At 67.8% G+C, this 11,580-nt stretch carries 8 protein-coding genes; all 8 read right to left on the bottom strand.

Annotated features, from left to right (window positions below; all coding sequences use genetic code 11):
- Positions 1-5 precede the first annotated feature (5 nt).
- Positions 6-320 (bottom strand): L-rhamnose mutarotase, encoded by a 315-nt coding sequence (locus U1701_RS01960; RefSeq protein ID WP_332780845.1) that lies wholly within the window; start codon positions 318-320, stop codon positions 6-8.
- 75 nt (positions 321-395) lie between these two features.
- A complete protein-coding gene (locus U1701_RS01955; RefSeq protein ID WP_332780844.1) occupies positions 396-1,829 on the bottom strand; it encodes a rhamnogalacturonidase in 1,434 nt (477 codons plus the stop codon).
- Between the two features lie 179 nt (positions 1,830-2,008).
- Positions 2,009-2,770, bottom strand: a complete 762-nt coding sequence (gene lra1 / locus U1701_RS01950) for an L-rhamnose 1-dehydrogenase Lra1 (RefSeq protein ID WP_332780843.1) — start codon at positions 2,768-2,770, stop codon at positions 2,009-2,011.
- Between the two features lie 20 nt (positions 2,771-2,790).
- Positions 2,791-3,600 (bottom strand): IclR family transcriptional regulator, encoded by an 810-nt coding sequence (locus U1701_RS01945; protein ID WP_332780842.1) that lies wholly within the window; start codon positions 3,598-3,600, stop codon positions 2,791-2,793.
- A 44-nt stretch (positions 3,601-3,644) separates the two neighbouring features.
- Positions 3,645-4,976: an oligogalacturonate lyase family protein gene (locus tag U1701_RS01940; protein ID WP_332780841.1), complete on the bottom strand. Its 1,332-nt coding sequence runs from the start codon at positions 4,974-4,976 to the stop codon at positions 3,645-3,647.
- A 17-nt stretch (positions 4,977-4,993) separates the two neighbouring features.
- Positions 4,994-6,220 (bottom strand): rhamnogalacturonan acetylesterase, encoded by a 1,227-nt coding sequence (locus U1701_RS01935; protein WP_332780840.1) that lies wholly within the window; start codon positions 6,218-6,220, stop codon positions 4,994-4,996.
- A 90-nt stretch (positions 6,221-6,310) separates the two neighbouring features.
- Positions 6,311-7,765: a DUF885 family protein gene (locus tag U1701_RS01930; RefSeq protein WP_332780839.1), complete on the bottom strand. Its 1,455-nt coding sequence runs from the start codon at positions 7,763-7,765 to the stop codon at positions 6,311-6,313.
- Complete coding sequence (locus tag U1701_RS01925; protein ID WP_332780838.1) at positions 7,762-11,556, bottom strand: LamG-like jellyroll fold domain-containing protein; 3,795 nt, start codon at positions 11,554-11,556, stop codon at positions 7,762-7,764. Before U1701_RS01925 ends, U1701_RS01930 begins: the two co-directional genes overlap by 4 nt.
- Positions 11,557-11,580: the final 24 nt, after the last annotated feature.

Raw genomic sequence — 11,580 nt, 5'->3', positions numbered from 1 at the left:
CGCCATCAATCCTGGTGGAACAGCATCGGCAGCGGCCATTCCTTCGGCCGGTTGTCGGGCTCGACTTCCATCAGCGGCGCCATATGGTCCCACCAGCGCTTCATCACCGGATGGTCGGGCAGCGCCTCGCGCGTGTTCGGCTCGCGCAGCTTCAGCACCGCTAACAGCGACAGCGTATCCGCGTCGAGGAAGATCGAGTAATCATGGATGCCGCTCTCAGTCAGCAGCGCGGTCAGCTCGGGCCAGATTTCGTCATGGCGCTTGCGATATTCGTCGATGACGCCGGGCTTCAGCTGCATCTTGAATGCATGGATCGTCATCCGGCCTCTCCCCTACCCATTATATGGCATTTATCTGTATTATTTGGTACAGGGGTGTCGACCCGGCGTCAAATCCTAACCACGCCAAAGCGGCGTTCGCGTAACCTCCAGTCCGGTGACATCGTCGACGACGAACGGCAGCCGGCGATCGGGCGTCGCGGTCGACAGGGTCAGGCCGTCGATCCGCACGCCCCGCGCGTGCCGCATCCACAATCCCCAGGCCGGCAGCACACCGAACATGCTGGGCTCGGGATAGGCGGAGGCACGCTCCTCGGGCGTGCGCGCCGCGTCGGCCGCGGTCCCGCCGCCGCGATAGGTCAGGCGGACATCGGTCATCGACACGTCTTCGATCGGGTGGCCGGCAAGGCCCGCGATCGCGGCGGGGTAGCGGTGGTCGATCCCGGTCGCGACGATCTCGCTCAGATGCACGCCGCGGATCGCGCCGATCGCGGTACCCGGCGGACCGCGCCGGCGGTCGCCCAGGCGCAGGAAGATCGGCGCGGTGGTCACGTCCTCCATCGTCAGCCGCCGCGCGACGACATTCTCCATCACGCCGCCGTCGACCGTCTCCAGCGCAAGGCCACGGCAATGCGTGAAGCGGCAATCCTCGATCCTGATATTGCGATAGCCGCCGTTGCTCTCGGTGCCGAGCTTGATCCGGCCGGTCACGCGGTCGCGATCCGGGGCGAACGCCTGCATGGTCTGCCGCGTGCCGTCGATCATCGTGCCCAGGTCGAACCCCGACACCGCGCAGTGGCGGATCACGATGTTCTCCGCGGCGACGCTGTGGCCGAGCGCATAGCTCGCCTTAACGACGATCGCGTCGTCGTTGGGCGTATTGACCCGGCAGCGCTCGACCAGCACGTCGCGCACGCAATCCAGGTCGATCCCGTCGCGGTCGGTGTCGATCGTCAGGTCGCGGATCGTCAGGTCGCGGGTCCCGGTCGCCAGGATCGCGAAATGCCCGCATTTCAACATGCTGAACCCGGACAGATGGATGTTGCGGCCGTTCCTCAGCGCGATCGCCTTGTTGCCGCGACCCTGCATCGCCGCGACATCGGGTTCGAGCGCGGCGATGGCCTGCGCGGACATGCCCTGCATCGACAATGGTCGCTCGCCGGTCTGCGCCTTCCACCGCGCGCCGGGCCCGTCGCGCGTCAGGCCGACGCCGTGGATCAGCCCCGGCCCGACGATCGCCACGTCGTGGACGTCGTCGCCCCAGATCAGACTGTTGCGCCAATGGCTGTGGCCGAAATCCTGGTAGAGCTGCTCGATATCCTCGGGCTGGTCGTATCCGCGGCCCTCCGCTGCCGCGATCACCGCGCCCTTCGCCAGGCGCAGCGTCACGCGGCTTTTCAGGCGGATCGAAAAACAGCGATAGCGCCCCGCGGGGATCAGGACCGTGCCGCCCGCCGGATGGCTCGCGGCGGCCGCAATCGCGGCGTTGATCGCGTCGCTGTCGATCGCCCGACCGTCGCCGCGCGCACCGTGGTCGCGGATGTCGATCACAGATGCAGCATGGGCCGGGCAGGGAAGCAGCCCGGCGAGGAGGCCGGCACCTAGCTGACGTCGCGTGATGTCGTGCACCGCTTCCCCCCAATTCCGTCACCCCAGCGAAGGCTGGGTTCTCTCGCGGCTCCGCCCCGTCCCCGCCGCAGAAGATCCCAGCCTTCGCTGGGATGACGAGGTTACTGCAGGTTCACATACGCCCCGCCATCGACCAGCAGCGACGCACCGGTGACGTAGTTGGCGAGGTCCGAGGCCAGGAACACCGTAGGCCCGACCAGATCGTCCGGCCGGCCGAGACGGCCGAGCGGGATACGCCCCTCCATGTACGTCCGCTTGGCGTCGTCGGCGAGATCCTCCTTGTTGATGTCTGTCAGGATCGTGCCCGGGAACAGCGAGTTGCAGCGGATGCCGTGCTTGCCGAGCGCGATCGCGACCGACTGCATCAGCGAATGCAGCCCCGCCTTGGTCGGCGTGTAATGCGTCTGATATTCTCCACCGACCAGCGCCGAGATCGACGACATCGCGATGATCGACCCGCCATCGCCTTGCTTGACCATCTGGTTAGCCGCGGCCTGCACCATGAAATAGGCGCCGTGCAGATTGACCTGCATCGTCCGTTCGAACGTCTCGACCGGCATGTCGAGGAACGCGTGGAACGGGCAGATGCCGGCGTTGTTGACGAACACGTCGACCCTGCCGAGCGCGTCGACCGCGCGTGCGACGAAGTCCTTGGCGGTGGCGGGATCGGCGACGTCGCCCTGGATCGCGATGCCCTTGCGGCCAAGGGCTTCGATCTCGGCGACGGCGCTCTCGGCGCCGGCGACGTCGCGGGCGAAGTTCAGCGCGACATCGGCACCGTGGCGTGCACAGCCGATCGCGACGGCGCGGCCGATCCCGGCCGACGCGCCGGTGACGAGCACGGTCTTGCCCTCGAGCAACATGGCATTCTCCTTTGGTAGATTTAGCCCCGGGGCGGTTCGTGGCCGAGTTCGCGGCTGATCGCGGCGGCGGTGCCGCGAACCTCGTCGGTCAGCGCGGTCATGCGATCGTCACTCATATATTGCGCCGCGCTCGACACGCTGATCGCGCCGACGATCTTGCCCGCGGCGTCGCGGATCGGGGCGGACACGCAGCGCACCTGATCCTCGTTCTCCTCCAGATCGAACGCGCGCCCGCAGGCGACATAACCGACCATCCGCTCGTGCCAGACCGCCGAGTCCACCTTGAACGCGCTCGCGGCCTGTTCGGCGGTGAAGCGTTCGGTCCAATAGGCCGGGCTATGATCGAGGATCAGCGCCTTGCCGAGCCCGGTCGAGGTCAGCGGCTGGCGATCGCCGACGCGGCTGGAGATATTGACGCGGCGCCGTCCGGGGACCTTGTCGAGATACAGCGCGGCATCGCCGTCCAGGATGCCCAGATGCACGGTATCCTCGGTCGAGGCGGACAGATCCTCCAGATAGGGCCGCGCGACCTGCACCAGATCGGCCTGCGCCTGCGCCAACGTGCCGAGCAGCAGCAGCTTCGGCCCCAGCCGATAGCCCGAGCGCGGCGTGAAGGCGAGGTAGCCGCGATCGGCCAGCGCGCTCAGCAGCCGGTGCGTGGTGCTCTTGGTCAGGTCGAGCTTCGCCGCCAATTCGCTGAGTGTCAGCACCTCGTGGCTGACCGCCTCGATCAGGTCGAGCCCGCGCATCAAGGTCTGGCTGCCAGCGCCGATCGCCGTTGCGGCCGCCGCCGTGTCGATCGGTTCGGCCGTGGCCGTGGAACGTGTCATCGCCATACCTTAAAGGCGCTGCCCATATGCTGGCAATCGCGATCTCATGAGCGGGGCGCCACGGGCGTGAGGCCCTGCGCCGCCTTCGCCACCTCGGCGGCGTAGATCGCGACCTTGCCCTCGATATTGGCGCGGAAAATCAGCCATTTGCCGTCTGGCGAAAAGCGCGCATTGGGCTCCAGCTGATAATTCTGTCGGCCGAAGTCGACGATCTTTTCCTGATCCATCTTGCCCGACACGATCAGGCTGGCGGCATCGGCGGCGTGGATGCCGGCGACGTCGGGTATCGTCTTCGGCGTGAACAGATACAGCCATTTTCCGTCCGGCGCGTGCGCGACCATCTCGCTGTCGCCGCCATCGCCGACGAAGCGCGTCTGGTCGGCCGACAGGTTGTAATGCACCGACCATTGGTTGCGTTCGAGATGATATTGGGTGCGCTTGCCGGTCGCGACCTCATAGCCCGCCAGCCAGAAGCTCTCGCCGCGCGGGCGTTGCAGATCGTACCAGATCGTCTTGCCGTCGGGAGACCAGAATTCGTGGCCCGCGATCTCCATGTTCATCGTGCGCGCATGGACCTTGGTCATTTGGCTACCGTCGGTGCGGATCGTCCAGATCCGGTCGACCTTGTGCCACGGTCCCTCGTGGCAATACATCAGCAGCGTCGGGTCGGTCGGCGAGAATTGCAGATGGTTCAGCCAGTCGGTCGCCTTCAGCACCGATCGGCGCTCGCCGGTCTTCACGTTCAGGGTGAAGATCTCCATCGGGACGCGCGCGTCGAGCCGCTGGTTGAGCCGGAATTCCTTGGCATCGGCATAGGTCATCGGCGTGCCGTCGGGCCAGTTGGCGGCATAGGCGGCCTGGCCGGTCTTGGTGTCGGGTACGCCCGCGCCCGGCTGAAGCGGCATGTCGCGCTCGGCGATCTGTCCGGCGAGCAGCGTCTCGTCGGCGTTGATCGTGTCGATCCGGCTCCCCTTCGGTACCTTCGCGATCAGGCGGACCGCGCCGCTGTCGATATCGGCGGCATAGATCGTGATCGCCGCGTCCGCCGCGCCACCCGCCTGTTCCGAGAAATAGACCGAGCGCGTCTTGTGCCCGACAAACAGCACATGCGCGCCCCGCCGGCTGAGCAAACTGGTCACTTTCCAGCTTTTCATGTCGAGCCGCGAGATCCCGGCCTTGGTCTGGAAGACCATCGTATCGCCGTTGGGCGTGTACGCGTTGTAGTTGAAATACAGTGCATAATTGCCCGGCGCGTCCGAGATCAGGTGGACCCGGTGACCGGTCTTCGCATCGACCCAGTCGGTCCGGTCCGCGGCGACGGCGGGTGCCGCGGCGACGATCGCCAGCGGGACGGCGAGCCAGGCGATGGAGCGCATGTGGGATCCTCGTTTCATCAATTGCCGTCCGGTTTGAAATAGGGTTGCGCCGCGCTTACGGCCAAGTGGAAGGTCTCCGGGGCGGGCGGGTTGCTCGGGTCGAACGCCCCGATATCGTCGCGCAGGTGCGCCGCCAGCGGCAGTTTCGCGTCCGCTATGCCCGCGGCGACGGATCGCGCGAGCACCCAGGCGCCGTAATTGTCGTGATGCGTCGCGTCCTTTCCCCCATCGCTGAACGCGAGCGGCGCGCGCGCCGGGCCGAGCGCCTCGTAGAACCGGATGCTCGCCGCGTTGAGGTCGATCACCGGCACCTGCTCCTCCGCGCCGACCACGCGGACCGCGGCGGCATAGTCGGCGAGCGTCGGCTTGATCTTGATGCCGGTCCACATCCGCCGCTCGGGCGAACTGACCAGGATCGGCGTCGCCCCGCGGCGGCGGAATTCGGCGATGAAGGTGCGCAGATAATCGCGATAGGTGCTCTCGGCCGCGGCATAGGTCTGCGGCCACTGCGCCTTCTGGTCGTTATGACCGAACTGGATCAGCGCGACATCGCCCGGCTTCACGAGTTCCAGCACCTTGGCAAAGCGCAATTCGGTCATGAACGACTTCATCGTTTCGCCGCTCTCGGCATGGTTGGCGACCGCGATGTCGGGCTTGAAGAAGCCGGTGAGCATCTGCCCCCAGCTCGCACCCGGCTCGGTCGGCTGATCGGTCACCGTCGAATCGCCGAGCAGGAACACGGTCGGCACCGTGACAGGTTCGATCGTGATGGTGGTAACGCCCGCGTTCGCGCCGAGGATCTCGAGCGTGAGCTTGTCGTCCCAGGTAAACGCGGCCTTCTCGCGCGGTTTCAGCGCCACGCTGGAGCCACCCGGCGCGTTGAGCGGCGGCGGGACGAGCGTCGCATCGCGGATGTTGACGATGAAACTGCGCGTGACGTGGCGTCCGGCCGGAACCGTGACAGCATCGAGCATCAACCGGCGGTTTTCCGCCTTGATACTGGTCTCGGTCGCGGTCTTGGGAAGCCCGAGTGTGACGGTGACGCGGTAGTTGCCGGGTGCGGCCGCGACCGAGAACAGCGTCGGACGACCGGGCTCGAAGCCATAGCCGTCGGCATAGACATGGTCGGGCGACACGCGGGCCGCGCCCGCCTTGCCCGAGTCGAACGCGAACGTGCGGACCCGCGCCACGGCCGGCGTCGCGATCAGTGAGGCTAGGGCGAACCCCGATAATGCCCGCCTCACGATGCCGCTCTCATCACCCTGCTCCGCGACGCTATGCCGTATTGTGTAACGTCATCCTATAAAACGAAACATTCGTCGAGGGGTATCTGTCTATCGCGCGACCTGCTCGGTCCGCTTGCGACCGTCCGCCAGGATCGCTTGGTGATAGGCGACGCGCGCTGCGCCGCTTTTGCCCTGCGCGCCGTCCGCGATGGCGAGCCACGCCAGCGCCTCCGCCAGCCGCGACGCCGGCTCGAGCGGAATGCGCGCGAGCTCGGTGTCGAACGGCGCGAAATAGGCGGGTTCGCCAAGCCATTCCGTGAACCGCACACGCGCGTCGACCAGCGACCAGCCGTGTAGATGAATGCCGATATCGACCAGCGCGCGGGCGATGCGGAACAGCAGCCAATGGACATGGCCGAGCTCCGCGCGCGGGTCGGCATAGGCCTCGGCGGCCAACTGTTCGGCATAGATGCCCCAGCCCTCGACGAACGCGGCAGCGTAGTCCGCGCGCAGCGGGTGCGGGGGGCGGATGCCCTCCAGCCCGAGCTGGATCATGTGCCCGGGCAGCAATTCGTGCGCGACCACGCTCGGCAACGTCCAGCTCGGACGGCGCCGGATGTCCTTCAGGTCGACGATATAGGCGCCAGGCCGCGTCGGCGTCGGCACTTCGCGAAACCCTTGGCGACCCGCGGCGATCTCCTGCGGCGTCAGCGGCCGCGTGGTCACGTCGAGCGTCCAGGCCGGGACGGCGCCGACCAGCGCAGGGACGCGGGACCGCAGCGTGGCGAGCGTCACGGTCATGTCGGCGATCGCGCTCGCCCGACCGGCATCGCTGTCAGGATAGAGATAGCGTTCGTCACGCCACAACGCCGTGTAACGCTCGGCCACGCTGCCCTGCGTCATCCCGATCCGCGCGAACAGCGTTGCGGCGCGCGCCTGTTGGCGGTCGAGTTCGGCCAACAGTCGGCGCTCTGCCGCAGCAGGGCTATGGCCGTCGCCGAGCCCCCGGTTCAGCAGCAGCGTATACCACGACTCCCCGTCGCGGAGCCGCCCGATACCAGGGTGCGACGGTGCGGTATCGCGCATGCCGGTCAGCCGCTGGATCTGCCGGTCGATCGCGGCGGCGATGTCGGGGCGGGCGGCAGCACGCGCGCCGCCCAGCGCGGTCACGGTGCGGTCGAGCGAGGCAAGCGGAAGCCGGAGTCCGGCCTCCGCATCGGCCATTAGCCCGGCGGTTTCCGCGTCGATCGCCGCGGCGTCCGGCTTGGCCGCTCGCCACGCACCTGCCAGCGGGGTGACGCGGTACGGACTGCGCCTGCCGAAATCGCGCATCAGCATCGCGTCGATCGCGAGCCCCGCACGCGCTGCGGTCAGGTCGAGCCGGTCGGCGCCGTGCAGCGTGTCCGCATCGAACCCGCCGAGCGTCCGCAACGCGGTTTCGGGCGCTTCCCCGGCGGCACGGTCGAGCGCATCGCGCAGCGGATCGGGCGCCGCGCGCGCCAGAGTCGGCGACAGCAGCGCGGCACCGATGCCGCCCAGCACCGCGCGCCGATGCGGCGTCATGGCCGCACGGGAACGCTGTTGTTCAGTCGGGTCACCTCCGCCGCGTCACCCGGCAGCGCGACGCGCACCGACAGACCCGAGGCGCGGGCCGGCATCGCCAGCGTCACGCGTGTTGTGCGCGGCCGCAGGTCGATCGGCGCGGTCATCGCCGGGATCGCCGCCTGGGCGACGATCGCGCCGCTCGCGTCGACCAGGCTGGCGGTGCCGCCCGCCGTGTCGCGCGCGCCGAGGCTGTGCACGGTGACGGTCACCGAACGTCCCTTCACCACGACGTCGTCGGTACCGATGCCCAAATCGGGTCGCGCGTCGACGGGCGTGCCCGGCGTCACCAGCGCAAAGTCGAGCACCGTCGTCGTTCCCGGCGCGAAGGTGACCGGCGTGCTCGCGCTACGCTCAAGCGTCACGGTCTGCGCGGCGCCGGTCGGGACCAAAGTCTTGCCCTCGTCGACGCTCGTCGCGGCGCGCATCGACCAGCTGCCGGCGGTGACGTTCCAGGTCGACATGATCGCGCGCTGCGCCCTGGCAGTCATGTTGTAGCCGATGATGCGGAAACGCTCCCGCGTCGCGCCGGGCACCAGGATCGCGACACTCTGCGCACCCTCGGGATCGTCGAAGCGCCAGCTGACCGTGTTGCCGGGCCAGGTCTGGTTGCGGCGCAGCGCGATCCCGCCCAGCCGCTCGCGTTGCAGGATCTCGTTGGGCTGCTCGACCCGGTCGGACCACCAATGGCCCTCGGTATACATGTATTCGTGCTGCGCCTTGTCGGCGATCGCGTCCGCGTGGAGTGCCGCGAGCGGTGCGGTATCACCTGACGCGGCCCAGGCGGCGTAGCGCGCGAACGGATCGTCGGACTTGCCCTTGGCCAGCTTCGCGCGCGCCGCGTCGCCGCCAGGCATCAGGTCGAACGCGTTCTCGTTGAATTCGGCGAGCCCGTTCGGCGCCTTGGCGACGCGACCCTGGATCGCCCGCAGATAGCGTTCGTCCCCGGTAAACCGCCACGACGCCCATGCACCCTGCAGCGGAGTCGACACCCCGCCGCCGTCGCCGGCACGCGTTGCGTCGGTGCGCCAGTTGATCTCGTTGGGATAGCTCCAGCTGCCGTCCGCGGCCTGTTTGCCATGCGCCATCCAGCCATCGGTCACGCCGGTCACCAGCCCGCGCGCCGCCGGGTTGGCATTGTACAGCCCCATCAGGATCGGCGCGTGCAGCACGGTGAAGGAATAGGGTTTCTGCCACTCCCACGCGCCCTCGCGGTACATTTTTCGCGCACCGTACCAGTTGCTGGCGAAATGCATGTGCCCGGCCGGATTCTTCAGGATCACGCCCTGCAACGCCCGCGTCGTGTCCATCAGCCGCTCGACGCTGCGCGGTTCGCCCCAGTTGAGATACAGCCGCTCGGCGTTCGAATTGAGCCCCTCCTCATAGGCATGGAGCTCGTCGGTCGTGATGTAGCCGAGGCCGTTCACGATCATGCCGTTCTTGTAGGCAGCATCCGACAGCGCACGCAGCGACGCATTGATCTTGTCCGGGTCGACGCCCATCAGCGCGAGGCCGGGCCATTGCTGGGTCAGGTCGGTATCGTCGGAAATGCCGCCGCCGAAATCGCCGTACGGCACCTGCCGCTCGTCGATCCACCAGTTCACGAAATGGCGGACGCGCTTCAGATCCTCGATCTGGCGGAACGCCCAGAGCGGCACGCCCGGCGGCGCCACCGGCTGCACGAACGCGGGCATGTTCTCGGGTCGATAGTTGATGTCGGCCCAGTATGCGCGCGCTTCCGTATTGTCGGGATCGACGCGGAGCAGGTCGGAGACATCGGCGAACACGCGGCGATACAGGCCGGCGCGCTTCGATGCGGTATGCTCTTCGACCAGGAAGCCCCAATTGTCCTTCACCTGCGCGAAACGGTCGGCGACATGCTCGGGCAACGCTTGCGCGCGCGGCTTGAAGACGAGGCGGATCTTCGCACCATCCAGGCTCTGCGCGGCGAAGTCCGGCGCGGCGCTGGCGACGCTCAGGTACAGGCTGGCGTTGGGCAGGATGCGGTCGCGCAGGTCGAGCCACAGCGTGCGCCCCTGGTTCGGGCGCACCGACACCGACAGGTCGATCATGTCGCGGCCGGGCCAGAGGGGATCCTTGACCTTGATGTTGAGCGGGATCAGTCCCGCGGCGTTGGGCTTCAGCGTTAGCGCCGGGATGTCGATTGCAATCCCGTCCAGCCCGTCATGGACGTTCTGCCAGCCAAAATCGAATGCGCGCGCCAGCGGCCGGTCGGGCAGCGCGTCGCCGAAGCTCGACGGGATCAGCACATGCACGATCGGTGCGGCATCGGCACGCCGAGCAGCGACCGCCCCCGTCCCGCCGGTACCCGCCCCGACAGCAGCCTTGAGCCCGGAGGCGGGCATCGCGACGACGGTGCTGCGCTCGTCGGGCGCAAACCGCCCGGCGATATAGGCGTTCAGGTCGCCCAGCGCGGCGAGGTCGGTCGCGGTGGCGGCATTGACGACGTAGGACAGCTTGAAGCTGCCCGCCGGTTCCGCGCCCGCGCCGACATCATAGGCCCAGATCTCCTGGATCGGCTGTTCCTGCATCACGTTGGTAAAGCGCAGCCGCCCACCGATACGCGGCGCGATCGCATCGACGCTGCGCACCACGCCCTGCGCGCGCTTGGCCAGCGGCACCGCCTTCGCGCCGTCGCTCCAGTCGAGGCTGCCATAGGCGGCGCCGCGGATTTCCACGCGATTGACGCGCTCGCCCGGCGGGATCGTCAGGTCGTAACGCTTGCCGCCTTCGACATAGGTGTTCCAGTCGGGCAGCTCGAAATAATCGTCGCGGCCGGGCAGGCGCGATCGGTTGTAGACGCCGGGCCAGGTCGTCTCGGCGATGCCGTCGACGCCCTTCCACATCCATTCCTTCAGGTCCTTCGCATCGGCGAACTCGACCTTCCGCACGCGCGTCGCCGCGGCGTCGAGTACCGGCGGCGATCCGTGGTCCCAGCCATAGCGGTGCAGCCAGGCCTTGCGCTGCGCCACGTCGTCGACCGGAGCGGTCGAGGCGGGATCGCGCTTGCCTGCGAGCGCCGCGACGTCGGGCGCGGCGAGCATGTGATCATAGACGCGGATCTCGTCGAAATCGGACCCGCGCATGAAATTGTAGCGGCTCTGCACCTGGTGCGGCGACATGACGCGGCCGGCGAGCCCGAACTGGTCGAGCCCGCTGTCGAGATCGGCGACCTGGTCCTTTCGCGCGACTTCGCGACCGTCGACGTACAGCCGCACGCCCGTCGTCTCGTCCCACGCGAACGCCATGTGCCGCCACGCGTCCGCTGCGGGCAACTGGTCGATCCTCCACGACACGCGGATCCTCGACAGGTTCGCGTCGGTGACGAAGGCGTCGAAGCCGTGGCCGTTCCAGTCGATCCGCAGGAACGCCATGTCCCAGCTCGAATGATCGGCGAAGCCGACGCGGAACAGCACGAACGGCGCTTCGCCGACCGGCTGGCGCGGCCGCCAGAAGAACGACAACGTACCGCGTTGCGCGCGGATGTTGCCGGGCGCGTTCCACGCGACATAGCCGTCGTCCGCCCACTTCGCGGCACCCCCGATCGCGCCATCGGGCACGACATCGACGTTGCTGCGGAAATTCGGCACCGGATCGCCCGCCGCGACATCAGCGGTCAGGCTCGTGTCCGCCGACATCCGGAACAACAAGCCGGTCGCGTCCTGTGCGACCGCCGGGGTCGCGGTGGCAATCGCCAGCGCGATCATCGACGTCATGCGCTTCACGGTCATTCTCCCCTGGACCTTATCCGTCAC

This window comes from Sphingomonas rhamnosi (genome assembly GCF_036663615.1).
Taxonomy (GTDB): domain Bacteria; phylum Pseudomonadota; class Alphaproteobacteria; order Sphingomonadales; family Sphingomonadaceae; genus Sphingomonas.
Note: the sequence above shows the minus strand (reverse complement) of the source record. Positions and strands in the feature narration are given on the sequence as shown.